The following is a 26,552-nucleotide window of genomic DNA, read 5'->3' as shown; positions in this document are numbered from 1 at the left end:
TTGTTTATGGAAAAATCAAAACTATTTAAACAAAGACTTTTTAGAGTTCATGTGGCTGCAGGTATTACTTTTTCACTTATAATGTATCTTGCCGTTTTTTTTGGTATTTTTGCAATATTTCTACCTTATATTCAAACTTGGGAAAAACCCTCAAGACATATTCAAAAAACAGATATTATGAATGTTGATTATAATGCAATGATTGAAGAGGTATTAAAAGATCCAAATTTCCCCAAAAACAATATTTTAGTTAATCTTCCGGGAAGAATGGGAGATCCTGCCGTAAATATTTCCCATAGATTTGTACAAGCTATTGCTTTTAATCCAAATACAAAAGAGAAAATAAACAATGAAGATAAAAACACTTCAAATTTAGCTGCTTTTTTAAATGAACTGCATTACGGACAACCTTTAAAACTTATAGGAAGGCTCTCTTTTGGTTTTGTAGCAGTCGGAACTATGGTTTTAATAATTACAGGGTTAATTTTAATTTATCTTTTTAATTTTAATAATCAAGGCAAAAGTCAACAGGCAATTTTTTCTAAAATTCATGTTAAAGTATTTACTTGGGCTTTTATTCCTTTTTTATTGATAACTCTAAGCGGTGCTTTTATGAATGTAGGATTAATAAGTGCAGGACCTATGTCAAAAATCCTAACAAAAGGGGAAGCAAAAGGTATAGATGAAGTAGTTGGAAAAGTTCTCTTTCCTCAAAGCAAGCCCGTAAAAAAAGTAAAAGAAAAAGCTTCCATGCTGCCTCTTTCCTCTTTATTAAAAAAAGCAAAAGAGATAAATCCCCAACTTGAGTTAAAACAAGTAAAACTGATAAACTGGAATGATAAAACAGCCAGAGTTGAAATAATAGGATATAACCCTTATAAACCTTTTTTAAACGGAGGAATTTTTAATCAGCCTCATATCACTCTAAATGCCTTAACAGCAGAGCTAATCGAAAATAAAAAAGTTTTAGATAATGTTTGGCCTGTATTTGTAGCAGAATCGCTCTTTTTCTTACACTTTTTATTCGGCATTGATATTTTTTCAAGAACTGCCGTTGCTCTTATAATGGGATTATGCGGTATAGCAATCGGATTTGCCGTTATGTTATGGCTTGAAAAAAAAGCAAAAAAATTTGAAAACAAAATTACTTTTTATCACTGGATGGGAAAACTCTCTTTGGCAACTATGATAGGAGTTATTCCTGCAACTGCCGTTTTATTTGTTTTACAATGGCTTTTGCCTTTTTCATTAGAAGATAGAGTTTTATGGCAGAAAGGAATTTTTTATAATGTTTGGTTGGCAACGCTGTTTTGGTCTTTTTATAGAATTAACTCTTATAAAGCGGCAAAAGAGTTTTTTGCTTTAGCAGGAGTTTTATTTATTTTAAGCGTAATTTTGCACTTTATAACTCAGTCAACTACACCCTCAACTCTTATAAAAAACCATATGACAAATATTTTAGGAGTTGATATTGCTTTATTTATATTTGGAATATCACTTCTTTATATATCAAAAAAATTACCCAAAGAAAGAGAAGAAGCCAAAATCTTTTGGAGTTTAAAAAAAGGAAGAAAAAATGAAAAACTTATTTAAAATCATATTTTTAATATGTAGCCCGATTTTTGTTTACAGCCACTCACTGGTTTTAAATATAATTGATAACGAAGATGAAACCATGACGGTAATCGGAGGCTTTAATACAGGAGAAAGTGCGCAAGGAGCCCTTCTTAAACTTGAAGCTCTTAATTCAAAAAAAATACTTTTTGAAAAAAGACTTCCCGATGAAAGTGAACTTACTATTAAAATTCCTAATATCCCTTATCAAATAATTTTAGAAGGCGGTCCGGGACATACAGTTTCAAAAGCAGGAATTGAACCGCCAAGCGGTTTTATTAAAGAAGAAGTAAAGACTGAACAAAAGAAAAAAGAGAAACCAAATAGAAATGCAATAAATATCTCTTCAAGCAAAGCCGTAACAATAAGTATAGTATTAGCTTTTATTTTACTTCTTGCCACAATAATCGTTAGCATAATAAATACTAACAAATTAATGCAAGAACTAAAAAGAAATTAATAAAAAATTAACAATTATAATGTATAAAGTGATTGAAAAACATACATTTTATTGTTAATTCTTGTCATGATAAGAGTTAAAATAAGTAAACTTTTATAAAATTATGATTATAATTCTCAAAATCATACGTTAAGGGGAAAAATAAACAGATGCATTACAATAGAATTTTCTTTGTTTTGTTACTTCTAAGCAGCTTTGCTTTTTCCAACCAGATTGATAAGTCAATTAATGTAATAGAAAAGACTAATCAAAAGTTAGAAAAGTATCAAAAACAAATCAACTACCACGATGAAAAAAAAGAGCAGTTATTTCAAGAGTATAAATATGTAAATCAAGAGATAAAAGCCACAAAAAACTATAACAAACAACTACAAAACGTTATAACTTCCCAAGAAGAAGAGTTAAAAAATTTAGAAGAGCAAATTATAGATATTGAAGAGACTCAAAAGAATATCTATCCTCTTATGGAAAAAATGATTAAAAGTTTAAAAAGACTTGTAGAGTTGGACACTCCGTTTTTACTTGATGAAAGAAAAAGCAGAATAAAAAGATTAGAAGAGAGTTTGGCAAGATCAGATATAAAAACTCCCGAAAAATTCAGAATTATTTTAGAAGCCTTTAAAATAGAGTATGATTATGCAAAAAATATTGAAACCTATCAAGAAGAATCAGAAGATAAAACATATAACTTTTTAAGACTAGGAAGAGTTGCTTTATATAAACAATCACTTGATTTAAAAGATTATTATGTTTGGAACAATGAGATTAGAGGTTGGGATGAAATTGAAGACTCAAATACGAAATCAAATATCAGAAAAGGTATAAAAATAGCAAAAAAACAAGAAAACGTATCATTGCTTGAATTGCCTTTTAAAATCCAAGGAGCTTCAAATGACTAAATACTTCCTAATTTTTTTATTATCTGTAAATTCCCTTTTCTCTTTGGATTTAAACAATCTTTTAAAAGATATTCAAAATGATGCATCTGTTCAAATAAAAGAAGAACAAAAAAGACTTAACGAGTTTAAAGAAAACGAGAGTAAACAAAAACAGCTTTTAAACGAAGCTAAAGCAATACTTTCAAAAGAGTCTAAAAAATCTGAACGATTAAAAACAACTCTTGATAAAAACGAAGAACTTTTAATGGAAAAAGAGACTCTATTAAATCAAAAAATGGGAGATTTAGGAGAGATGTTCGGTAGCGTTAGACAAACATCTGCTGATTTTTTAACAAACTTCCAAGCTTCTCTTACAGCATCTCATAATCCCCAAAAAGAAGAAGTTTTCGAAGAGTTTGCAAATTCTAAAAAGTTACCTAATATAAAACAGCTTGAAAATCTTTGGCACGGAATGTTAGAAGAAATAGTAAGAAGCGGAAATGTAGAAAAATATAATGCAAATCTTATCTTAAGCAACGGAGACAGAGTAAATCAAGAAGTTACAAGGGTAGGATTATTCAGTGCAAAATCAGACGGCAAATATTTTGATTACTCAAACGATATGAAAGCATTAGTTGAATTAAGTACACAGCCTTCGACAAGTTTGGGAAGCTCTGATGATACTTTTGTAATAGATCCTACAAGAGGAACTTTATTTGAACTGTTAAATAACCAACCTACTTTAATGAATAGAATCCAGCAAGGTGGAGTTGTAGGATATATTATTATATTCTTGGGAGTTATAGGATTATTGTTTGCTTTTTATAAAATGGTAGTTTTAAACCTTGTTTTTACAAAAATGAAAAAACAGATAAAAAGTTTGGATGCTCCAAGCGATAACAATCCTTTAGGAAAAGTTATAAATATTTTCAATAAATACAAAAATCATGATTTAAATGATTTAGAAGTAAAAATGGCAGAGACTATTTTAAAAGAGACAAACAGAGTAAAAAAAGGTCAAAGTTTCGTAAAACTTTTATCTGCCGTTACTCCTTTACTTGGTCTTTTAGGAACGGTTACGGGAATGATTGCAACTTTCCAAGCTATTACTCTGTTTGGAACAGGTGATCCAAAACTTATGGCAGGAGGAATTTCAACAGCACTTATTACAACAGTATTGGGTCTTGTTGCGGCAATTCCTCTTCTATTTTCATATACATATATCTCATCAAAATCGGGAAGAATCGTCTCAATTCTTGAAGAGCAAGGTATGGGAATGTTAGCAAAAAGTTTATAAAAAATGATTGATATTTATTTAGATAATCTTTCCTCTTTTTTCGATAAAGGCGGAGTTGTATTATACATAGTCTTTTTCATAGCAATTTTTCTATGGACACTTCTTCTTGACAGATATGTATATCTATATTTTGGATATAAAAAATATAGAAACGAGCTTTTAAAAAATCTTAAACCCTCTTTATATGAAGAGAAGTTTAAAACAGCTATTAAAGAGTATTTGGTAGAAGACGGAAAACAAAGATTAAAAACAGGTCTTAGTTTTATAAAAACACTTATTATCGTTTGTCCTTTAGTGGGTCTTTTAGGAACTGTTACGGGAATGATAGAAGTTTTTGACGTAATGGCAATTCAAGGTACAAGTAATGTAAAAGCAATGGCAAACGGTGTATCTATGGCAACTATTCCGACTATGGCTGGAATGGTTATTGCTTTAAGCGGTATTTTATTTGAAAAAAGATTGGAAGTATCTATTAAATACCAAACAGAAAAATTATATTTAGATATTTCAAAGGTTTTATAATGAGAAAATTTCCCCACAACAACACGGTAAAAGAAGAGACAGAAATAAACTTAACTCCAATGCTTGATGTTGTTTTTATTATGCTTATATTTTTTATTGTAACTACCTCTTTCGTAAAAGAGACGGGAGTAGATATAAACAGACCTAGTGCAGCAACAAGTGAACAAAAATCTAAAGCAAATATTTTAATAGCTATTAAAAGCAACGGTGAAATCTGGATTGATAAAAGAATGGTAGATTTAAGAGCCGTAAGAGCAAATATAGAAAGACTTAAAGCAGACAGTACGCATAACAGCGTAGTCGTACAATCGGATATAGAAGCAAAAACAGGAGTGCTTGTAAAAGTTATGGATCAAATCAGACTAGCAGGTATAACAAATATCTCTTTATCTACATTAAAGAATTAAGATGAGACTTTTCCTCTCTTTTCTTTTTTCTATTGTTATTTCAGTAGGTATATTTTTCGGCATGCAACAAATGATAACTTCAAATCAAGAGTTAAAAAACGATAATAAAGAGCCTATTCAATTAAACTATTTAAGAGATAAAAAAGATACCGAACTTAAAAAGAAAAAAAGAATAAAACCCAAAGAGCCTGTAAAAAAAATAGAACCTAAAAAACTGAAAATGGTAAAAACTAAAATGGATACGAAAATAACAAAAAATGTTAAGATAAAACCTTTTAGTATGACCAAAAATATAGATATTTCTGCTATTTCATCACTAAACGGCGCTCAAATTGCAGTAAATCAAGGATTATTTGATGCTAATAATTTACAAACAATAAGCAGAGTCAATCCCCACTATCCAAGAAAAGCAAAAATAAGAAGAAAAGAAGGATATGTTCAATTACAGTTTCATATCACAAAAGAGGGGCAAGTTATAAACCCCATGGTATTAAAAGCGGAGCCCAAAGGTTATTTTGAAGAGGAAGCAATAAAAGCTATAAAAAAATGGCGTTTTAAACCCTCAAGCTCTTCAAAAGATGCAACAATAACATTTAATTTTAGGTTGGCAAGATGAAAAAAATAGCACTAATCTTACTTTTTACATTTACTTTTGTAGTGTTTGCAAATGCAGATACAATGTCTAAACAAAGCTATTCAGTTTTAATGAAAGCCCAAAAGTTTTTAGATAAGCAGAAATATAAAGAGGCAAAAAATCTTCTTCTGCCTCTTTTAAAAAAAGAGTTGAACAATTATGAAAAATCCTATGTTCTTCAAACTTTGGCAAATATTGCTATAAATCAAGATGATTATAAAAAAACCGCAAAATACTATGAAGAGATTATAAAACTAAAAGGTTTTGAAGAAAAAAATTTAGAAAGAATAAAACTCTCTTTGGCAAAAATATATCTTTCTATAAATAAATACGACAAATCAGTAAAACTTTTAGAAACACTTTTAAGCAGCAAAACTCTTCCTAAAAGCGATATTTACGAAAATCTGCTTTATGCAACCTATTATAAAAAAGATTTTAGAAAAAGTATAGCTTACTCAAAAGAGTTATTTAAGTTAAACAAAAAGAAAAAAGAGTCTTGGTATCAAATTTTATACTCTTCGTATGTAGAATTAAAACAATATCCAAATGCAATAAATACATTAAAAATAATGGTAAAAAAATGGCATGGCAACGAAACTTATTGGCTCCAACTAATAGCTTTATATCAAGAAACGAAAAACTATAAAAAAGCTCTCTCTACTTTTGAATTAGCATACAAAAAAAATGGAGTAGACCCTAAAAAGAACACTCTGTATTTTGTAAATATTTTAGTTGAAAACGGTTTATATTATAAAGCTGCCCAACAAATAGAACAAGGTTTACAAAAAGCTTATTTGAAAGATAATAAAAGAAATTTTGAACTTTTGGTCTCTTGTTATGATTATGCTAAACAAAAAGATAAAGTTATCAATCTTCTTGCAAGTTCAAAATTTGCAAAAACCGTAAAATATCAATTATTATTAGGAAATATTTACTATAACCAAGAAAAATTTGGGAAAAGTATTAAAGTTTTGGAAAATATAAATATTAAAAAAGGTTCTAAAAAAGACGGTCAAAGAAATACTCTTTTGGCTTTAAGTTATTATGAACTAAATAATAAAAAAGCAACGGTAAAATATCTTAAAAAAGCGATAAACAATCCATATGAAAAAAAGAGAGCCTTAAGTATCAAAAAAAGCCTGCAAATATAATTTTTATTTCTATTTTCATAACTATTTGATATAATATTTTCAAATAGTTATGGAAAAGCTTATGAAAAGATTTTTTACAGTTACCTTCCCGATAATACTTCTAATAGTCGGTGCTTTTTATTTCACCGCACAATTTATCCAGCCAAGTCCTAAAAAAGAGATTACGATTGCTACAGGTTCAAAAGACGGCAACTATTATAAAACTGCACTAAAATATAAAAAGCTTCTTGAAGAAGACAAAGTAAAAGTAAATATTCTTACAAGCGAAGGCTCAATAGATAATATAAAACTTTTAAAAGAGAAAAAAGCCGATATAGCTTTTATACAAAACGGTACAATTACCAATAAAAACGTATCAAACATAAAAGCACTTGCTTCAATATATTATGAACCTCTTTGGGTTTTTTATAAAAATGAAGGATATACAGTAGACTATATTATCCAATTCATTTCAAAAAAAATTGCCCTAGGAAGAGAGGGCAGCGGCACAAAAGATCTTGCAGAAAAAATACTTAATGACAACGGAATAAACAAACAAAATTCTACTTTTTTGAACCTTAATACAAAAGAGGCAAAAGAGGCTTTGGAAAAAGGAGATATTGATGTTATGTTTATTGTCTGTTCCCATGATTCGCAAGTAGTAAAAGAGCTTTTAGCCGATCCAAAGATAAATCTCTTTAGTTTTAAAAGAGCCAGAGCTTACAGTAGAAAATATACATTTTTGGAAGCTTTGACTTTATATGAAGGAACTATTGATTTATATAAAAATCTTCCCGATGAAAATATAAATTTGCTTTCAACAACAGCAAATCTCGTAGCAAGAGACGATTTTTCAAATGAACTAAAAAGACTCTTCTTGAAAAAAGTTATTGAAGTACATAATAAAAAAGATCTTTTTGCAAAAGCTGGGCAATTTCCAAATACTAATAATATGAAAATAGATTTAGATGAAGAGGCAAAAAAATATTTTGAGAGCGGAGATACTTTTTTAGAAAAAATCTTTCCTTACTGGATTGCTTCAAATATTGACAGATTAAAAATACTTCTAATTCCTCTATTAACACTTCTTTTCCCTCTTTTTAAAGGCTTGTTTCCTCTTTATAATTGGTCTATGAGATCTAAAATATACAAATGGTATGATGAGATAGAAAAAATAGATAAAGAGACAGACAAAGCAAAAAGTGAAGAGCTAAAAGAGTATTTGCTTAGAATAGAAGAGTTAAGAGAAGAGATAAGCAAAGAGACAAAAGTTCCTCTTTCGTTTATGGGAGAATACTATAATTTACAACTTCATTTAGACCATATAAAAAATAAAGTTGAGAATAAACTTGCTTAACAAGCTCTTATTTATATTTTAGATATAATCTTCGAAAAAACAAAGATAAGGGAATATATTTTGAGAATATTATCGGGTATTCAACCAAGTGGTACGCTTCATATCGGTAACTACTTTGGAATGATAAAAAAAATGATTGAGTCACAAAATGACGGTGAGCTTTTTGCTTTTATTGCTTCATATCATGCTTTAACAACCGTAAAAGACAAAGAGGTTTTAGAAAAAAACATTTTTGAAGCAGCAGTTAACTTTTTAGCTCTTGGTATGGATCCGGAAAAATCAACTTTTTGGGTGCAAAGTGATGTAAAAGAGGTTTTAGAGTTATATTGGATTTTATCAAATCATACCTCTATGGGATTATTAGAAAGAGCCCACTCATATAAAGATAAAGTAGCAAAAGGTTTAATTCCTAATCACGGACTTTTCTCTTATCCTGTTTTAATGGCGGCAGATATTTTACTTTATGATTCAAATCTTGTTCCTGTAGGGAAAGATCAAATTCAGCATGTAGAGATGACAAGAGATATTGCAAATAGCTTTAATAATCACTATAAAGAGAATATTCTGGTTTTACCTGAAGCAAAAGTAGATGAAGTTGTTGCAACGGTTCCCGGAACAGACGGAGCAAAAATGTCAAAATCTTACGGAAATACGATTGATATGTTCGGAACAAAAAAGGGAATTAAAAAACAAGTTATGAGTATTGTAACTGATTCAAAAGATTTAGATGAAGCAAAAGATTATACAACTTGTAATATTTATAAACTTTGTGAACTATTTATGAATGAAGATGAATTAAAAGAGTTACAACAAAGATATGCAACTCCGGGAGAGGGATATGGACATTTCAAATTAACTCTGCTTGATAAAATAAATGAGCATTTCGCTCCTTATATACAAAAAAGAGAAGAGTTAATAAACAATCCTAAAGAGGTAAAAGAGATTTTAGATTTCGGTGCAAAAAAAGCTAGAAAAATAGCTGCTGCAAAAATGGAAAAAATTAGAGAAATAGTAGGATTATAAAGCTTTTAAAATGATTCCGACAGTTTATGATATATGTGTTACCAATGTAGTTTCTATAGATATAAATAAAACCTTAGATGATGCAATAAAAAAATTATCAAATGCAAATCTAAGAACGATTGTTTTAGAAAACAAAAAACAGAACAGTTACCATATTTTAACTACAATGCAGCTGTTGGAATTCAAATTGGATAATATCGAAAAAACAACCAGTTTATCAAAACTTAATATCCCTGAAGCAAAAGTTTTAGATAAAAACTTAAATCTTCTAACGGTTTTAAACCATATAGATTTCAGTGATGAATATATGGTAATAACCGAAAAAGAGAAACTTGTAGGAATAGTATCTTACACAGATATAGTAAATAACATAGATCCTCAGCTTATAATGGAGAGACAAACTATTTCATCTCTTATTCATCAGTATAAAGCCGTAACAACAGAAGAAGAGACTTCAACTTTTGAAGCGATAACTCTTTTAAAAGACAATTCAAGAGATGCTATTTTGATTTTGGATGATGCCTACAAACCAAAAGGAATTTTTACGACAAAAGATTTTATAGATATTATCAGATACGATTATGATTTATCTAAACCTATAAAAGAGTATATGACTTCTCCTGTTGAAACTCTTGAAGATGATACAACAATATCTGAAGCAATAAACTATATAAAAGCAAAAAAATATAAAAGAATTGTTGTGGTAAACAAAAAAGGAAGAATATCAGGAGTAATAACCCAAAAAGAGCTTTTAAGAACTTTTTACAATAAATGGGTAGAACTTATAAAAGAAGAAGGCAATAGAATATCTAAAACAAATGAACAATTAGTACAAGTAACATGCGAACTAAAAAACAAGATTGCATTAGATCATTTAACTAAACTTTACAATAGAAATAAATTTGATGAACTTTTAGATGAAAACATAGAAGAGTTTTCAAAAGAGGAAAATCTGACTTTTTGTATGTTGATTTTGGATATTGATAATTTCAAAATGCTAAATGACTCTTTCGGACATCTTTTTGGAGACAAGGTTTTACAAAATATTGCCCAAATACTAACTTCAAATTCAAGAACAAGCGATATTATCGCTCGATGGGGAGGGGAAGAGTTTGTTATAATATTGCCTAAAACAAATCTGGAACAAGCTTTGAAATTTGCCCAAAAAATAAGAAGTGCCGTAGAGCTTAATAAATTTGAAAATATCAATAAAATAACCTGCTCCATAGGAGTATCGCAGTTTCATAACTCAGATAATAAAATTGCACTGTTTAAAAGAGCGGACGATGCCTTATATAGAGCAAAAGCAATGGGGAAAAACAGAGTTGAGATAGAACATTTATAAATCTCTTTTAAAAATATAAAAAAGATTTGGTTCACTTACTATATATAAATTCCCCTTATTATCCATACTTATTCCTTCTGCTTGAGGAATATCTTTTTTTAAACCTAGAAATCCCTCTTTAAGTTGAAGAAAAGAGATTTGTGCTCCGTTTTCAGAATCAACTTCAGCTATCATCTTTGATTCATCACTTAAAAAGAGAAGAGAACCGCTTCTATTTTCAAAAAAGAGACTAGAAAAATCTCCCATAAAATTATTATAAGCAGTTAATTTATTGGAAAATGTTATATCCATACTCTTTTTACTAATAAAATTTTTAATTTTTATTAACTCAAGAGGGAATTTTTCATTCACTATAAAAATTGTATCATTTTTTTTATCATAAGAGATTCCTTCATAACCAAAGTTTTTGTAGCTGTTTATTTTTAGACGAAAAGAATCTTTAACATTAGAAATATCGATTTTCTCTGTATTTTTATCTAAATAAAAAACAAAAAACTGAGCTTTTTTTTCATCTATAACAGCAAAGATTCCATCATATAAGTATGTAATATCTTCCGTATCTTTAAAACCTGTTAATTCAATTTTTCTAATAAAATCTCCATTCAAAGTTATTTCGTAAATGTCCCTTGGCTTATTAGTAATGGCAAAAAGAGTATCTGTATCTTTATTGTATGTTATTCCAGATAAATTATTTTCTATAAATTTTAACTCTTTTGCTTCTACATCAACTTTATAATCTTGAAGTTTTAAAGAAGAACTTATATTTTTTATATCATTAACATTTGCATAGATTATATCGTTTAAATCTGTTAATATTAGAAAGGAATAAAAGAAAATCGACGAGAAAAGCAGCTTTTTTAAATTCATAATAAATCTACAATTTTTTACAAATAAAAATTAGTTTATCATCTAATTCATATCCGTGAAGATTAAAACCTTTTATCTCTTCAACAGAAAAATTGGACTTTATCAAAAGTTTTTTTAAATACTTCGTATCATAATAGTATTGGGTGATTGAATCTGATTCTTTTTCATATAAATCATCTTTTGTTTTGGAAAAAAGAGTTAAATTCGTAATTAATTTATTATCTTCAAAAATTGCATCAACGGCTATAAATCTTTCATCTTCGTCTATTGTGATTGCACCTTGGGCAACTTCGTCAAAACCGAAATATGAATTTACATCAAAAATAAAATACCCTTCTTTTTCTAAAATTTTATATGTATCATTAAAAAAGTTCTCAAGTTCGTTTTTAGGAAGATAGTTAATCACGTCAAAAATTGCCGTTGCACAACTAAATTTTTGTTCTATATCTTTTAAATGAATACAAGCGGTATTTTCTAAGCCTCTTTTTTTACAAGCTTCTATTTGATTTTTACTTAAATCTATTCCGAAACACTCTTTTTTATTCACTAAAAGATTTTCTAAGAAATATCCCTGCCCGCAACCTATATCAATAATATTATTAAGATTTTTTTCCATAATAAGTGTTAAAAACTCTTTATGGAGTTTATAAACCTCATCATGAAACTCTAAAGAGGGTTCTATTTTAGAGTATAAATCTAATCCCATTAAAGTACTGCTTCTAATTTATCTTTTAAATTAAATACTAAATCTTTTTTAGCATAATATGAATTTTTATTTACTATCAAATGAGCAGAACTCTCCATAATTGTAGGACCTACTTCCAAGCCGTTTTGTTTCATCGTAGTTCCTGTTTCGACAATATCTACAATACAATCTGCTAGATTCACTAAAGGGGCAAGTTCAATTGAACCGTATAATTTGATAATTTTTACTGCCATTGCTTTTTTTTCAAAATATTTTTTTGCAATTTTTTCATGTTTTGTAGCAACAGTAATTTGGCTCTTTGAAAAATCCAGTTCCTGTCCTTTTATAAGTCCGAAAGCCACTTTACATTTTCCTAATTGTAGATCTAACAGTTTTATTAAATCATACTCTTTCTCTTCTAATACATCAAGTCCAACTACACCTAAATCTGCCGCACCGTGCATTACATATGTCGGAACATCTTGATTTCTTACATTTAAAAATCTAAATCCACTCTTTTCTAATATCAGTTTTCTATCTTCGAAAATAAACTTTTCATTAAATGCATGTTCAAACTTTTCTAAAGTATCTTCTGCAATTCTTCCTTTAGGCAATGCGATTGTTAGCATTTATTATCCCTTTCATATTTTTAAATATCAAATCATCTTTATAGATACAATTATCAAAATATTTACTTAAAAACTCTCCGTCTCCACCTGTAAAAATAATTTTTCTATCTTTAGATATCTCTTTTATCGGTAGAATTATAGATTTTAATATGGAGTAAGAAATTGCATCTTGTGTACAAAGCGGTATTGTATCTAAGTTTACCTTTGTATTAATTTCATAATCAAGTTTTACCGATATCTTCTTATATGTATTTATAAACCTTGAAATACCAGGAAGAATAAATCCTCCTTTATGTTTAAAGTTTTCCATAATATCAACGGTAATTGCACTTCCAGCATCAACGATAATCGCATTTTCAACACCTAAACATACGACTTTTCTATCTATTCCCATACCTTTGTATTTAGTTTCAAAATCTAAAAACTCTTCTAAATCAACACACTTTTCTTGGTTTTTTTCTAGTTTTTTTGCTGCATTGTCATTTACAGAGATATAAAAGATTGTCTCTTTAAATTTAGGCAGACTCTCTTGCAGAAGATATTTTTTATGAATTCCATCTATTAAAAAGTGGTAAGTTGTATTACCGATATCACATAAAATCAACTCTAACTCTCCATTTATTATCTTCTAACTCTTTTTTTGCTTTAGAGCAAAGAGGGCTTGATATAAGTAACTCTTTTCTTTTGAAGTTATGCTCTTTAAAAGAGATTAAACTATCTAAAAGCTGTTCTAATTCTTCAACATTTTTTCTGATAAATCTGCTCTTGCTGTTTATAACAAAGATTGCATAATACTCTTTTGATACGCTTGTTGCAACATAAATCAAAATTTTTTTTCTGCTTTTTAGACTTTTAGGTAAAATTTGTTCAATATCCTTGAAAAGTATCTCTTTGTTTAAATAATATTTTGTTAAATTCTTCAACTCTTCCCTTCAATTATTTAACGTATTATATTAAAAAGTTTAATAAAAATACTAAAGCTTTGTTTATAATTACTTTTAAACTTTTTTGATATAATATCTCATTTTTAATTTACGAGTATTAAATGCCAACAATTTTAAGAGTTTTTCTTCTTCTATTTCTGTTAATTAACACAATTAAGGCATCAACACCTAAATATTTTACTGTATCTTATGATCCTGATTTTGCGCCCTTTTCTTATCTTGAAAAAAAAGAACCCGAAGGTTTACTTATTGATTATTGGAAATTATGGGCTAAAAAAAACAATTATAAAATTAAATTTATAAACGGAAAATTCTGGGACAATGCAATAAATTTGGCAAAAAAAGGAGAAGTTGATTTCTTTTTAGGAACTGCACCTTACGAACTATGGATGAAGAGCTCTTTTACCGTATACAGAACAAAAACTTCGCTTTTTATAAATAAAGATTTACATAGAGATTTCAATTTTAAAACTCCTTATTTAATAGGAATTGTAGGAAACGATCACAAAAAACTTATAAGCGAAAAATTCCCTTTTTCACAAATTTTGGTTTATAAAGATTATAAACTTCTTTTTAAAGATTTATTATCAAAAAAACTGGATTTAATCTTTGATGACAAGGTTGCAATAGAGTTTTATGCCCTAAGAAACAACTTTTTTCATAAAATCAACCCTTTGGAACCTATGCAGGATTACACCTCAATCAAAGTTATCTCAAAAAACAAAGATTTAATCGAGATTTTCAATGAAGGTTTTAAAAAACTTACCAGTGAAGAACTTTATGATATAGAAAACAGTTGGATTTTAGATAAAAATCAACAAATCTATAAAAAAAGTTTTTCTCTGACTCCAAAAGAGAAAGACTTTATTCAAAACAATGTTTTCAAAGTATCTGTTTCAAATGATTGGAGACCGGTAACTTTTAAAAACGAAAAAGGTGAACCTGACGGTATGGCTTCCGAAATTTGGGAAGTTATAAAAAGTAAATTAAATCTAAAATGCGAATACAATTTTTCCGATAGTTTCACCCAACAGTTAAACTCAATAAAAGATAAATCAAATGATATAATTTTTAGTTCGGGAGAGACAAAAGATAGAATCAAATACTCTTTGTTTTCTAAACCATATATTGAATTTCCTTTCTCTATAGTAACTCTTAAAGATGAAAATTTTATTGAAAATATTGATTATCTTTTTAACAAAAAAATAGCCGTAGTAAGAAACTTTACCGCTCAAAAACTTTTAAAAGAGAATTTTCCTCAAATAGAGTTAATAATAGTAAAAGATGTCAAAGAGGGATTAAAAAAGGTTTCAAGAGGAGAGGCTTTTGCTTATGTCGATATCAAACCTAATTTAATCTATTATATAAATAAACTAAAATTTAATAACCTAAAAATCAGCGGTAACACGGGACTTGACTATAAAATTGAAATTATGATAAGAGATGATTATCCTCAACTTCAAACTATTTTTAATAAAGTAATCTCCTCTTTAGACGAAAAAGAGATTTCCCAGATTTTAAATAAATGGAACAATGTACAGTTTGAAGAGAATTTCGATTATACAAACTTTTGGATAGCTATCTCTATAATTTTTATTATTTTTCTGATTCTTATATATAAAAATCAACTAAACGTGAAACGAAACATAAGTTTAAAACAGTTAGTAAATGAAAGAACAAAAGAGTTAAGAGAGTTAAATGAAGAGCTGGAAAAAAGAGTCGATAGAAAAACAAAAGAGTTGATAAAAGCAAATTATCTTTTAGATGAAGCTCAAAAGATTGCGAGACTTGGAAGCTTTAGTTACAATACAAAAACAAAAACTTTACAATGGAGTGATGAACACTTTAAAATTTTCGGACTATATCCAAATGAGATAAATCCTTCTTTGACCGCATTTTTATCTTTTGTTCATGAAGACGATAGAAAAAGAGTTAAAATTCATCTTTATAAAGCAACAAAAAGTGATAAAAGAAAAGCTGTTGAATTAAGAATAGAATTAAGAGATAACTCAATAAAATATATCCAACTTACGACAAAAGTAACCAAATTTGATTCAAATAATAAACCTATAGTCGTAATAGGAACAGTTTTTGATTTAACAAAAATAAAAGAGCTTGAACTACAAAAAAGAGAAAAAGATTCTATGCTGGCACAACAGTCAAAAATGGCGGCATTAGGTGAGATGCTTGAGAATATTGCCCACCAATGGAGACAGCCTTTATCTGTTATTTCAACTGCTTCAACAGGATTACAAATACAACTTGAAATGAACAATGAAATCTCAAAAGAGTTTTTATATAAAAGCGTTAAATCAATAAATGAACACTCTCAATATCTTTCAAAAACTATTGATGATTTTAGAAACTTTTTTAATCCAAGAAAAGAGAAAGCTCTTTTCACTATTGATTCAACTATTGAAAAAGCCCTTTCACTTGTAAGCACAAGAGTAAAAAAATATAATATCGAAATAGTAAAAGATCTTAAAGATATTAAAATAGAGACTATAGAAAGCGAATTAATACAAATTCTTCTAAATATTCTCAATAATGCAATAGATGCTTTAAATTCAAAAAATCAAGAAAAAAAATATATCTTTATATCAACTATCAGCAAAAACAATCTTTTACATATAAAGATAAAAGATAATGCCGGAGGAATTCCTGCAAAAATTATAAACAGAGTTTTTGAACCATATTTTACGACAAAACATAAGTCCCAAGGAACGGGAATCGGTTTATATATGTCAAATGAGATTGTAACGAAACATCTAAACGGTGTTTTAAAAGTTTCAAACTCCTCTTTTACATATAATAACGACAGATATGCAGGCGCACTCTTTACAATATCTATTCCTACACAAAAAGCAAAAGTATGAATAAATTCTTAGGAGTTCTTATGCTTTCCTCTCTTCTTTTTCAAAATCTCTTTTCAAAAGAGAAAGAGATTGCCAAGATTCCTGAAGCTTCGGGAATCTGTTATTCAAAAACATCTGATACTCTTTTTGTCGTAAATGATGAAGGAAGAGTTTATGAAATAACTACAAAAGGGAAAATCTTAAGAGAGAAAAGAATCGGCAAATATGATTTGGAAGCTATTGATATAGATGAAAAAAATAGTCTGTTACTTCTTGCAAATGAAAAAAACGATTCTATAATAATCATAAAAAAAGAGAATTTTAAGATTATAAAAGAGATAAAAATCGATAAAGAATACAAAGGTATAAAAGTTTTAAAAAAGGGCTCAAACGGAATAGAAGGATTAGCTTTATATAAAAACAAAATTTACGCCTCTAATCAATCTAAAAAAAAATATCCTAAAAAAGACTCTTCCGTAATTGTAATTTTGAACTACAGTCTTGATAAAAAAAGCTTAAAAATAGAAGATATAATAAACCACGGATTTACCGATGTTTCAGGACTTACTTTTTATGAAGATATTTTATACATGATAAGTGACAAAAACTCTTTATTAATTAGCTATAATATAAAAAAAAGAAGAGTCATAAAAAAATACAAACTTCCTAAAAAATTTGCACAAGAAGGAGTTGCTTTTGATAAAAAAGGAAACCTCTATATTGCAGATGATAACGGGAAAATATTAAAAATAAAGAATCCCCCTAATAGATGAATGAAAAAAAAGAGAAATTAACTTACGAAGAGCAAACAAAAATCACAAGAACTATAATAAAAGCTGCCGTTTTAATGCTTGAATACGGAGCAGAAAGCAGACTTATAGAAACAGTTGCCCAAAGATTGGGAAAGGCTTTAAACGTAGATTCGGTTGAAGTTTCGTTAATCCCTTCTGCTATTGTTTTAACAACCCTTAACGATAAACAGACCCAATCGGTTACCACTACAAGAAGAGCCCACCACAAACCTATAAATATGTCTATTGTTTGTGATGTTCTAAAGATGTGTTATAAAGTAGAAAAAGAGAAATTAAGCGTAGATTTTGCTATAAAAGCAATGAAAGAGATAAAACCGAACTACTACAACAACTGGCTTAAAATCTTTATGGTTGCTCTTTCATGCGCCTGTTTTGCTTATTTAAATGAAGCAGATTGGCAAGCTTTTGCAACAACTTTCGTAGCCTCTGGAATTGCTATGTTTGTAAGACAAGAGTTATCAAGAAAAAAATTTGTGCAAATTATTACCTTTGGAGTGACGGCTTTTGTTGCTACGATAATAGCAGCACTTTCACAAATTTATAATTTAACTGCTACTCCAAATACGGCTTTATCCGCTAGCGTACTGCTTTTGGCTCCCGGATTTCCTTTTGTAAACTCCGTACTTGATGCTGTAAAAGGTTATCTTGCTATGGGTTGGGGACGTTGGATGCAGGCAGTTTTATTAACTGCTGCTACTTCCATAGGGATAGTATTTGCTCTAACAGTTTTAAATATACAAGGTTGGTAAAGTGCTTAGCATAATAATTGAATATATCTTAAATGCCGTATTTTCTGCTATTCCGGCAGTCGGCTTTGCGATGGTTTTTAATGTTCCCAAAGAGAGTTTACTAAAATGTGCCTACGGAGGTGCTATTGGTTACTGTTCAAGACAAATGTTTATGGATTTTGGATTTTCTATAGAGTTAGCAACTTTTTTTGCTTCTTCAATAGTAGGAATGGTAGCACTTTACTGGTCTAGAAAATATATCGTTCCAAGACCTGTTTATACTATTGCTTCAATTATTCCTTTGCTTCCGGGGAATCCTGCCTTTTCCGCAATTATAAATCTAATAAATATGAATGCCCATGGAGTATCTCCCGAACTTATCTCTATGTTTATAGATAATGCTTTAAGAACAATTATCGTTTTAGGCGGAATCGGATTTGGATTGGCACTTCCATCTTTATACTACATAAGATACAATCGCCCTATCGTTTAGGAGTTTCTTATAGAAAATAAAGATTTTATAAAAAAATACAAAATAAAAAGAAAAACAACAGGAAGAAGTATAGTTTGAAATACGAATACGATAATCAAGTCGATAATATATTCACTTGAATTATCTACAGCACTGCTGTATTCATCTATTTTTCTCTCATAATAACTGCTGTCGAACTTTTCTATAACTTTATCTAAAAAAGAGTTGTCTTCTTTTTGTTTTATGGTGTTTTGAGTTACTTCACTAACATTGTCTTTTACTTGGATAATATTTTCATTTAGTTTTTCTATATTATATTCCGGTTTGACAAAATAGTTATAAGATATATCATTTACATAACTTATCATAGGAATTGCAAATCTTAAAAAAAGCAGAACCAAAGTGATCTTAAAAAAAATATCTCTTAACTTTTCATCTTTGTTAAAACGTTTAAAAAGCCAAATATTAAAAATCAATACAAAAATCAAAAGAGTATAGTTGTAAATATCATTTGTTACAAAACCCAATAAAATTTTTTGGATACCAAGAGAAGTCATACTAGCAAGCATCACTAAAGAGAACTGTTCAACTAAATCATTTATAGGATCTAAGACCTGTCCTATTGCCACAATAACAAAAGGCAAGTCTAATTCTGTTCCTTGAGCTAGGGAGATAACTGCATTTAAGGCTTTTGCACTTCCAAAAACAATTACCGCTTGTTTAAAAGAGTCATCTACTAATTTTTTTGCATCTTCATCTATTGTAAAACTAAGAGCTAAAAACAAAGCAGAGATTGTAAAAAACAGTAAAAAAAGTCTATTCCAGTTTTTTAATATAAAATTTTTCATAAGAAGATAATATCACTATTTATCTATAATCTCATTTATAATCTAAACTTTAATCTATCTCTACCCTCATTTTTTGCATCATATAAGTATCCATCTACTCTTTCTAAAATCATATCTAAAGATTTATCCTCTTTATTTCTTCTATCAAAGCCTATACTTACGCTTATCTCTAAAGGTTTACCGTCTACTTTCAAATCTATATTTTTGACTCTGTTTTTTATAGTTTCAAATTTTGTTATAACATCGTCTTTATTGTCACTTACTAAAATTATACTAAACTCTTCCCCGCCTAATCTTGCAAAAATATCGTTTTCATCAAGCTGATTTTCTATTATTTTAGTAAACTCTTTTAAAACATCGTCTCCTATGTTATGTCCGAATGTGTCGTTTATATTTTTAAATTTATCTAAATCCAGCATTGATACATATAACTCATAAGGCTCTTCCAAAGGAGCTTCAAAAAGTTCAATACCTTTTTTAAAATAGCTTCGTCTATTATCTATACCTGTTAAATAATCTTTTTCAGACAGATATTTTAATTTTTTATTTGCTTGTTGCAGTTTTTTTGATTGAATTGCAAGTTTGGCATGGGTTTTTATCATTGATGCTTGAATCTCTTTTTGCTCCGAAATATCTACAAGAATAGTATATTTTACCGTTCTTCCATCGGGCCAGCTTATCAATTCATCAAAAGCTTGAAACCATTTATCCGTAGCCTCATCAAAAAAGCTGCTTATTAATTTATCGTTTTTATACTGCTTGCTTCTTTGCTTTAAAGAAGGAACTTGACACCACGCACAAATCTCTTCTTGTCCGAAAACTTTCTTCCAACAAAACTCTTCTCTTGGAGCAAATAGACTTTCACTCATCATTTTATTTGCATAAACTACTTCATAGGTCTCTACATCAACTGCATATGCAGCAAAAGGTATTACATCAAGTAAGGCTTCAAATAATCTATTCTCTTGCATCATTATAGCTCCTAGAAATCATCATCGTCCAGTAAATAAAGTTCTTCAGAATCTTCATCTTTTGCATATTCAGGAAATACCTCGGCAATACTTTGTAAAAGTTTATCTTCGGTAATTGGTTTTAGCATATACCCTACGGCACCTGCTTGGATAGATTTTATAACCATCTCTTCTTGACCGTGGGAAGTAACCATGATAATTTTTGCTTTTGGATCATCTTTAATTATACTTTTAACAGCTGTAATTCCATCCATATCGGGCATTGTAATATCCATAGTAACCAAATCGGGTTTTTTTGCATTATATGCTTCAATTGCCTCTTTCCCGTTTTGTGCTGCAAATATAACTTTATGTCCTAATTTTTCAATATTTTTTGTAATTTTTTTTCTAATAATTAGTGAATCATCTACAATTAAAACTTTTAACATCTATTTTCCTTATTTTATCTGATCTTTCGAACCGACTGCACTTATAACAATATCTCCATATTCTGTCTGAACTGTTGCACATATAATTTTCGAATCTTTATGTTTGTAAATACTACTTGCATCATTTACCGAAATCGGAGGAGTAATAGTAATTCCCTTTCCTCTATTGGGAAAAGTCGGTAAAGAGAGTCCTACAATAGTGTTTAAAACTTCTCCTGAAACACTATCTTCAATCTCATCTAACTCCTCATCTTCAATCTCTTCTCCCTCCATAAAATTTTCTACAAGTTTTGATAAAATATTTTTTTCAAAGCTTATAACCAGCATTATATTTAGTGTTCCACCTGTTCCTATCATTGAAGTTCTGTTTTTCAGAACAAGTTTTTGGGGGCTTGAAATATCAATTTGTTTACTGTTTAATATAGATATTTCCATATCCTCTTCTAAAAAAAGTCTTGCTTGTAAAAGCAATGAATCCAAAATCATACATGCTCCTTATTTTGGGATTATAAATTCAAAAGTCGTACCGATATCTTTTTGTGTAGTAATATTTACATTACCGTTTAATTTCTCTAACTCGTCTTTCACCGCAGACATACCTATTCCTCTTCCTGAAATACTGCTTACCTCATCGCTTGTTGATATTTTATCTTTAAAAATAAGCTCTAGTATATCCTCTTTTTTCATCTTTGAGGTATCTATTCCCAAAGATTTAGCTTTTAGAGTCAATTTATCAAGATCTATACCTTTCCCGTCATCAGCTATAAGTATATGCAACTCTTCATTCTCTTCAAAAATCGAGCAGCTGATTGTTCCTATTTCATCTTTATCTTTTTCAAATCTCTCTTCCATACTCTCAATTCCGTGATCTACACAATTTCTAAAAACATGTACTAAGGATTTTATAAAAGGTTTTATCTCCTCTTTTACCAAAAGATCTTTACTAACAATAACATCCAAAGGATAAATATGTTTATTTAACTGGGCACTTAATTGAGATACAAGTTTTGCATATGAATTAAACATAAGATAAATAGGTCTGTTTTTCAAACTTTTAATATCTTCAATTACATGTTCATACTCTTTAAAAAGTCCGCTTTTTTGTGAGATTTTATAGATTTCATCCTCAATTTTTGATAAAGTCTCCTCTTCTACGACTATTTTACCTCTTTTATTAAATAGTTCGTCTCCCAAAATTGATTTTATGGTATTGAGCTCTTCATCCAAATATGTTTTAAAATCCGCACTTTTAATAAGTTCTACTAAATAAGCATTGCTGTTGTCTTGAGATTTTAAAAGTTTTGACAATAAAGATTCAAATTCATGCAGTTTTTTAACTACAAATTTCATCTCTTTTTGAGAAAAGAGCCCTTTAAAAGTATGTATAGTTCTATATAAAATTGTAGTATTGTTAAGTGCAGTTTTACTCTTATCGATAATAGCTTCACCTTTTTTACAAAAATTTTCAAACTCATCTATTAGTTCAAAAAACTCATCGCTGTCTGTTATAACAGAAACTATCATTTTAAGAGTATCTCTCTCTTTTAAAACTCTTTTTTCTAATATTTTTTGGGCAGTTATATCCGTAAAAATAAGCATAAATCTATCGGCTTCAACAAGTTTGTATTTTACGTGAATTGCTTTTCTGTTTATTCTAAACTCATTTTGAAGCAAAGATAATATATTTTTTATTTTTAGTTCATTTGATTCTCCGAATAGAGAGCTTAAAGTCTCTTCAAAAAACTCTCTTTTCTCTTCATTTTCAGAATATAACAACTTCCCGATTTTTAATCCTGCAATATTTTTCTTAAATATTTTTTCGCACTCTTGTGAATACTCTTGATCTATAACTAAATTTTTAGAAAAAGATAAAAAGCCTTGGTCTGCATTATCCAATAAAGTTGAAATTTTTTTAGTTCTTTCTAAAATTCTCTCTTCAAGATTTGTATTTAACTGAAAAATCTCTTCATGAAGTTTGGCACTTACACTTATGTTTTCATTTAAACTTTTTGCCATTTTCCCGAATTCGTCATCCGTATCAATTTCTATTGCATTTGCATAATCTTTTTTATTTTGTAAAAAAAGAAAAAAGTCGTTTAAACCGTTGTTCAAAATCTTAAGAGGATTTAAAACTCTTTTGTAAGTAAGATAAAAAACCATTACAAACAAAATCAATGCAATAAGTACCAAAATAAAAATTTGGTTTAAAATTGCCGAGTTCGTATCCTCTTCTTGTTTTTTATTACTCTGTTCTAATTTTTTAAAAAGAGTATCTTCTGATTTTTTAAACTGAGATATAATCTCTTTATCATCATAATAAACAACAACAAAACCTAAATTAAGATTATTCTCTTCCCAATATATATCCTGCATAATACTTTTTAGACTTTTTTTCAAAGTATTTGCATTTTTAAAGTCTCTTTTAATACTCTTTCCCTCTTTATAAAGAGCATAAAAAATATCACTGGAACCTTTTTCATAAACTTCTATTGCTTTTATATTTGCTACTTCCAAAAAGTTTTTTAACGTCCGTCCAATAGACTCTATATCAAAATCATAAAGATATTTTGAGCTTACTCTTGATATGGTTTTAGTAATAAACTCCAAACTTTTTTTCTCTTCTTGAAGTCTAATTTGTTTATCTTTTTCAAACTGTTCTATTATTTTCGTAAAATTACGCTCTTGCGCCTCTTTCATAATTTTCTTTTCACTGTTTATAAAAAAGAGTAAAAGAATAGTAAAAAGAATTGTTACAATCAGAACAAGAGGAATTATTATTCTATATGTTAATTTCATTTTAATATTTTGAAACAATTTTTTCTAATGTTCCGTCTTTTTTCATGCTTTCTAAAGCTTCTTGGAACATTTTTATAATGTAATCAGGCGTTTGTTTATTAAAAGTAAAGTATTGACTGAACCTTTTTAATTCATAAACCACTTCATAATCATCAAAAGATATGCCGTTTGCTTTCATATCCCATTTTGCCATATCGATTCCGTAAGAAAACAGATCAATTCTTTTGGCATCAAGTTTTCTAATAGATTTTAAAATCGCATTTTTACCCGATACTGATTGAATATTGTTTTTGGAAATACCGTTATCAAGAAGTATAAGTTCACCTACATCGTTTAAAACCGTACCTACTTGATACTTGTTTAAATCTTTTAAGGAGTTGATTTTTATATGAGAATCTTTTCTTGCAATAAGTCCGTTAATACTGTATCCGAAAGGTCCCACCCATTTAAAAAGGTTTTCTCTTTGTTTTGTTCTTGAAGTTGTAAAAAGAACGGTATTCTTTTTCTGTTTTACTATATTATAAGCTCTTGACCAAGGCATTAGTTCAAAATCCTTCTTTGATTGTTTTGAGCCTACGCGTTTAAGCATTTCATCAAAGACTTCAACTCCTATACCCGTTAATTCTCCTTTTTTATTCTCCATATTTAAAGGAGGATAATTTTCAGTCATAATTTTAAAGTTAGGAAGAGGTGCTGCTTGAAAATATATAAAAATAGAAAGTAAAAAAATAATCTTTTTCATTAGAATTCTCTTTTTTAATCAAATATACATATTTTACAGAAAAAAGCTTACTTTCTGGTTACAAAAAGCATTAAAATATATACAGAGAATCTTTTTTTTGACTATTTTTTTACTTTTTTTATCTCTAATCGTTGTGGACGAAGAGTAATATCTGTTATCACACCGTCAAATTTTATTATATTTATCACTGCTTTTGCAATCTCCTCAGGTAATAAATGAGCATTTTTTGCACTTGAAGGTTCAAAATTAAGTTCATCAAAAAAATTCGTTTTAGTTAGATCAGGATTTATATTCGTAACTTTTACGTCTGAACGTCTAAGCTCTTCAAATAAAGATAAAGAGAAATTTCGCAGTCCCGCTTTTGTTGCCGTATAAAGAGCAGAAAATTTTGAGTGTCTAGTTGCCTCAATAGAAGAGATATTTATTATATGTCCTTTTGTTTTTTTTAAAGCTCTTAAACAAAGATTACATAAAAGAATAGGAGCCGTTAGATTTACGTCTATTAACTCTTTTATCTTTTCTACGCTAATCTCTTCATGGGGTTTAAAAACGCCTAACCCTGCACAATTTACCAAAAGTTCCAAATCATGGTTTTTTAATAACTGCTTTACCTCTTTTTCTAAATTCAAACTATCTTCAAGTCTTGTTTTTAGTTTTAGAACAGTAAAATCATTCTCTTCCAAAATTTTACAAATAGCTTCCCCTATTCCTGAGGAATATCCCGTAACTATTGCATTTTTCACTTCTGTTTTCCTTTTTTGATAATCCCTTTTTTCATTTTAATTCTAATGTAAAAAAGTATAAGAATTGCAAGTAAAACTAAAATCGTAATTATTATAACTCTTAAATATTCATCAATAAGCGTCTGATTTGAACCGATAAAATATCCTAATAAAGTAAGTATTAAAACCCAAATTCCGGCACCTAAACTTGTATATAAAGAGAATTTCCATAAATTCATTTTAGCCAGTCCCGCAGGCAAAGAGATATATTGTCTAACAGCAGGGATCAATCTTCCGCTAAAAGTAGAAATATGTCCGTGTTTTGCAAAAAAATCTTCCATTTTGTTTAGAGTCTCTTCTTTTACTAAAACATATTTACCGTATCTACTTAGAAAAGCTCTTCCGAATTTTAAGGCTAGAAGATAGTTAAAAATAGCTCCGGACAAACTTCCGGCGATTCCTGAAAAGATTGCAAGAAAAATATTCATTTCACCTTTAAATGCCAAATATCCCGCAGGAACCATTACAACTTCTGATGGGAAAGGGAAAAAAGAACTCTCTAAAAACATCATTATAAATATTCCCGTATAACCTAAAGAGCTTACGGTATTTACTATAAAATCAACAATTTCATGTAGCATTAAATTTCCCTTGATATGTAAAATAATTGTGAGTTTATCAAAAGAATTGTTAATTTTCGATAGAGGCTAAACCTCAGAGCTGTAGTTAAATAATGTTAGTAACCAAGATAAAAAATATCAATTTAACTACAGCTGTGAAGTTTAGGGATATTACCCTAAACTTTTATTAAGCCATAATTTCATCAATAGTAATGTAGTCACCGACTCTACCCGTCATTTGCTCAACGTCAGTATTAACTGGAAGTGTTTTTTTACCAGGAGTCCATCCAGCAGGACAAACCTCTCCTGTTTTACTTGCATGCTGCCAAGCTTTTACTTGTCTTAAAAACTCTTTTACGTTTCTTCCTACCATTGGAGCTTGTACCTCTTGTGCTACAACTACACCGTCTGGATTTATTAAAAATCTTCCTCTTAGTGCTTGCCCTTCTTCTTCTATCATTACTCCAAATGCTCTACTTACTTCTCCTGTACCGTCTGCACCTATTGTTAGTTTTAAATCTTTTAATAATGGCTCAGTCTCTACAAATCTTTTGTGAGAAAATTTTGTATCTGTTGATACTGCTAAAATCTCTACTCCTAACTCTTGAAACTCATCATATTTTGCATTCATTGCCGCAATCTCTGTTGGACAAACAAAGGTAAAATCTGCCGGATAAAAACAAACTACATGCCATTTACCTTTATAATCTTCACTGCTAACTTCTGTATAATGACCTGTTTTTGCATCATACGCATCCATTTTAAA

At 28.9% G+C, this 26,552-nt stretch carries 29 protein-coding genes; 15 read left to right on the top strand and 14 right to left on the bottom strand.

Features of this window, described 5'->3' with window-relative positions; genetic code table 11:
• Nucleotides 1-6 precede the first annotated feature (6 nt).
• The 11 genes from AANAER_RS02515 to AANAER_RS02465 all read left to right on the top strand — a co-directional run bounded on the left by AANAER_RS02515 (nucleotide 7) and on the right by AANAER_RS02465 (nucleotide 10,667).
• Nucleotides 7-1,593 carry a PepSY-associated TM helix domain-containing protein gene (locus tag AANAER_RS02515; protein ID WP_129082884.1) on the top strand — a complete coding sequence of 529 codons (1,587 nt, stop codon included), beginning with the start codon at nucleotides 7-9 and terminating at the stop codon, nucleotides 1,591-1,593.
• Nucleotides 1,577-2,074 (top strand): hypothetical protein, encoded by a 498-nt coding sequence (locus AANAER_RS02510; protein WP_129082883.1) that lies wholly within the window; start codon nucleotides 1,577-1,579, stop codon nucleotides 2,072-2,074. The genes AANAER_RS02515 and AANAER_RS02510 overlap by 17 nt, the downstream gene beginning before the upstream one ends.
• Nucleotides 2,075-2,223: 149 nt before the next feature.
• Nucleotides 2,224-2,973 carry a DUF3450 domain-containing protein gene (locus tag AANAER_RS02505; protein ID WP_044416289.1) on the top strand — a complete coding sequence of 250 codons (750 nt, stop codon included), beginning with the start codon at nucleotides 2,224-2,226 and terminating at the stop codon, nucleotides 2,971-2,973.
• A complete protein-coding gene (locus AANAER_RS02500; RefSeq protein ID WP_129082882.1) occupies nucleotides 2,966-4,249 on the top strand; it encodes a MotA/TolQ/ExbB proton channel family protein in 1,284 nt (427 codons plus the stop codon). Before AANAER_RS02505 ends, AANAER_RS02500 begins: the two co-directional genes overlap by 8 nt.
• A 3-nt stretch (nucleotides 4,250-4,252) precedes the next feature.
• Nucleotides 4,253-4,771 carry a MotA/TolQ/ExbB proton channel family protein gene (locus tag AANAER_RS02495; RefSeq protein ID WP_044416291.1) on the top strand — a complete coding sequence of 173 codons (519 nt, stop codon included), beginning with the start codon at nucleotides 4,253-4,255 and terminating at the stop codon, nucleotides 4,769-4,771.
• Nucleotides 4,771-5,178 carry an ExbD/TolR family protein gene (locus tag AANAER_RS02490; protein ID WP_129082881.1) on the top strand — a complete coding sequence of 136 codons (408 nt, stop codon included), beginning with the start codon at nucleotides 4,771-4,773 and terminating at the stop codon, nucleotides 5,176-5,178. The genes AANAER_RS02495 and AANAER_RS02490 overlap by 1 nt, the downstream gene beginning before the upstream one ends.
• Before the next feature lies 1 nt (nucleotide 5,179).
• Nucleotides 5,180-5,794, top strand: a complete 615-nt coding sequence (locus tag AANAER_RS02485) for a TonB family protein (protein ID WP_129082880.1) — start codon at nucleotides 5,180-5,182, stop codon at nucleotides 5,792-5,794.
• The gene (locus AANAER_RS02480) at nucleotides 5,791-6,963 is read left to right on the top strand and encodes a tetratricopeptide repeat protein (RefSeq protein ID WP_129082879.1); all 1,173 of its coding nucleotides are present in this window, start codon (nucleotides 5,791-5,793) and stop codon (nucleotides 6,961-6,963) included. The genes AANAER_RS02485 and AANAER_RS02480 overlap by 4 nt, the downstream gene beginning before the upstream one ends.
• Before the next feature lie 61 nt (nucleotides 6,964-7,024).
• On the top strand, nucleotides 7,025-8,299 hold the full coding sequence (locus tag AANAER_RS02475; protein ID WP_164969370.1) for a TAXI family TRAP transporter solute-binding subunit: 1,275 nt from the start codon (nucleotides 7,025-7,027) through the stop codon (nucleotides 8,297-8,299).
• A gap of 60 nt (nucleotides 8,300-8,359) precedes the next feature.
• Entirely contained in the window at nucleotides 8,360-9,322 is a 963-nt protein-coding gene (gene trpS / locus AANAER_RS02470) for a tryptophan--tRNA ligase (RefSeq protein WP_044416298.1), read from the top strand.
• A 10-nt stretch (nucleotides 9,323-9,332) separates the two neighbouring features.
• On the top strand, nucleotides 9,333-10,667 hold the full coding sequence (locus tag AANAER_RS02465) for a diguanylate cyclase (RefSeq protein ID WP_129082877.1): 1,335 nt from the start codon (nucleotides 9,333-9,335) through the stop codon (nucleotides 10,665-10,667).
• Here AANAER_RS02465 and AANAER_RS02460 read toward each other — a convergent pair.
• Genes AANAER_RS02460 through AANAER_RS02440 form a run of 5 tightly spaced genes read right to left on the bottom strand, consistent with a single transcriptional unit; the run spans nucleotide 10,662 to nucleotide 13,771 of the window.
• A complete protein-coding gene (locus AANAER_RS02460; protein WP_129082876.1) occupies nucleotides 10,662-11,534 on the bottom strand; it encodes an SdiA-regulated domain-containing protein in 873 nt (290 codons plus the stop codon). The genes AANAER_RS02465 and AANAER_RS02460 overlap by 6 nt on opposite strands.
• 7 nt (nucleotides 11,535-11,541) lie before the next feature.
• Nucleotides 11,542-12,240, bottom strand: a complete 699-nt coding sequence (locus AANAER_RS02455; protein WP_129082875.1) for a class I SAM-dependent DNA methyltransferase — start codon at nucleotides 12,238-12,240, stop codon at nucleotides 11,542-11,544.
• A complete protein-coding gene (gene hisG / locus AANAER_RS02450; protein ID WP_129082874.1) occupies nucleotides 12,240-12,848 on the bottom strand; it encodes an ATP phosphoribosyltransferase in 609 nt (202 codons plus the stop codon). Before hisG ends, AANAER_RS02455 begins: the two co-directional genes overlap by 1 nt.
• Complete coding sequence (locus tag AANAER_RS02445) at nucleotides 12,826-13,452, bottom strand: type III pantothenate kinase (RefSeq protein WP_228711181.1); 627 nt, start codon at nucleotides 13,450-13,452, stop codon at nucleotides 12,826-12,828. Before AANAER_RS02445 ends, hisG begins: the two co-directional genes overlap by 23 nt.
• Complete coding sequence (locus tag AANAER_RS02440) at nucleotides 13,439-13,771, bottom strand: hypothetical protein (RefSeq protein WP_044416305.1); 333 nt, start codon at nucleotides 13,769-13,771, stop codon at nucleotides 13,439-13,441. The genes AANAER_RS02445 and AANAER_RS02440 overlap by 14 nt, the downstream gene beginning before the upstream one ends.
• 122 nt (nucleotides 13,772-13,893) lie before the next feature.
• On the opposite strand from AANAER_RS02440, the gene AANAER_RS02435 reads away from it, so the two are divergent.
• The 4 genes from AANAER_RS02435 to AANAER_RS02420 are packed head-to-tail and all read left to right on the top strand — an operon-like array spanning nucleotide 13,894 to nucleotide 18,680.
• Nucleotides 13,894-16,668 carry a transporter substrate-binding domain-containing protein gene (locus AANAER_RS02435; RefSeq protein WP_129082872.1) on the top strand — a complete coding sequence of 925 codons (2,775 nt, stop codon included), beginning with the start codon at nucleotides 13,894-13,896 and terminating at the stop codon, nucleotides 16,666-16,668.
• On the top strand, nucleotides 16,665-17,420 hold the full coding sequence (locus AANAER_RS02430; protein ID WP_129082871.1) for an SdiA-regulated domain-containing protein: 756 nt from the start codon (nucleotides 16,665-16,667) through the stop codon (nucleotides 17,418-17,420). The genes AANAER_RS02435 and AANAER_RS02430 overlap by 4 nt, the downstream gene beginning before the upstream one ends.
• A complete protein-coding gene (locus tag AANAER_RS02425) occupies nucleotides 17,417-18,208 on the top strand; it encodes a threonine/serine exporter family protein (RefSeq protein ID WP_044416309.1) in 792 nt (263 codons plus the stop codon). The genes AANAER_RS02430 and AANAER_RS02425 overlap by 4 nt, the downstream gene beginning before the upstream one ends.
• A 1-nt stretch (nucleotide 18,209) precedes the next feature.
• Entirely contained in the window at nucleotides 18,210-18,680 is a 471-nt protein-coding gene (locus tag AANAER_RS02420) for a threonine/serine exporter family protein (protein WP_129082870.1), read from the top strand.
• Here AANAER_RS02420 and AANAER_RS02415 read toward each other — a convergent pair.
• The 9 genes from AANAER_RS02415 to AANAER_RS02375 all read right to left on the bottom strand — a co-directional run bounded on the left by AANAER_RS02415 (nucleotide 18,677) and on the right by AANAER_RS02375 (nucleotide 26,546).
• Entirely contained in the window at nucleotides 18,677-19,507 is an 831-nt protein-coding gene (locus AANAER_RS02415) for a hypothetical protein (RefSeq protein WP_129082869.1), read from the bottom strand. The genes AANAER_RS02420 and AANAER_RS02415 overlap by 4 nt on opposite strands.
• A gap of 35 nt (nucleotides 19,508-19,542) precedes the next feature.
• A complete protein-coding gene (locus AANAER_RS02410) occupies nucleotides 19,543-20,481 on the bottom strand; it encodes a GGDEF domain-containing protein (RefSeq protein WP_052502605.1) in 939 nt (312 codons plus the stop codon).
• Between the two features lie 8 nt (nucleotides 20,482-20,489).
• Entirely contained in the window at nucleotides 20,490-20,906 is a 417-nt protein-coding gene (locus tag AANAER_RS02405) for a response regulator (RefSeq protein WP_044416313.1), read from the bottom strand.
• Nucleotides 20,907-20,915: 9 nt separating this feature from the next.
• A complete protein-coding gene (locus AANAER_RS02400) occupies nucleotides 20,916-21,392 on the bottom strand; it encodes a chemotaxis protein CheX (RefSeq protein WP_044416315.1) in 477 nt (158 codons plus the stop codon).
• A 9-nt stretch (nucleotides 21,393-21,401) separates the two neighbouring features.
• A complete protein-coding gene (locus AANAER_RS02395; protein WP_129082868.1) occupies nucleotides 21,402-23,702 on the bottom strand; it encodes an ATP-binding protein in 2,301 nt (766 codons plus the stop codon).
• A 1-nt stretch (nucleotide 23,703) separates the two neighbouring features.
• Nucleotides 23,704-24,444: a substrate-binding periplasmic protein gene (locus AANAER_RS02390; RefSeq protein ID WP_129082867.1), complete on the bottom strand. Its 741-nt coding sequence runs from the start codon at nucleotides 24,442-24,444 to the stop codon at nucleotides 23,704-23,706.
• 101 nt (nucleotides 24,445-24,545) lie between these two features.
• Nucleotides 24,546-25,187, bottom strand: a complete 642-nt coding sequence (locus AANAER_RS02385; RefSeq protein ID WP_129082866.1) for an SDR family oxidoreductase — start codon at nucleotides 25,185-25,187, stop codon at nucleotides 24,546-24,548.
• Nucleotides 25,184-25,807, bottom strand: coding sequence for a DedA family protein (locus AANAER_RS02380; RefSeq protein ID WP_129082865.1), 624 nt, complete (start codon nucleotides 25,805-25,807; stop codon nucleotides 25,184-25,186). The genes AANAER_RS02385 and AANAER_RS02380 overlap by 4 nt, the downstream gene beginning before the upstream one ends.
• 166 nt (nucleotides 25,808-25,973) lie before the next feature.
• A complete protein-coding gene (locus AANAER_RS02375) occupies nucleotides 25,974-26,546 on the bottom strand; it encodes a peroxiredoxin (RefSeq protein ID WP_407646604.1) in 573 nt (190 codons plus the stop codon).
• Nucleotides 26,547-26,552: the final 6 nt, after the last annotated feature.

It is taken from the genome of Halarcobacter anaerophilus (assembly GCF_006459125.1).
In the GTDB taxonomy this organism is placed as follows: domain Bacteria; phylum Campylobacterota; class Campylobacteria; order Campylobacterales; family Arcobacteraceae; genus Halarcobacter; species Halarcobacter anaerophilus.
The sequence above is the reverse complement of the archived record's forward strand: the minus strand, read 5'-3'. Positions and strand labels throughout refer to the sequence as shown.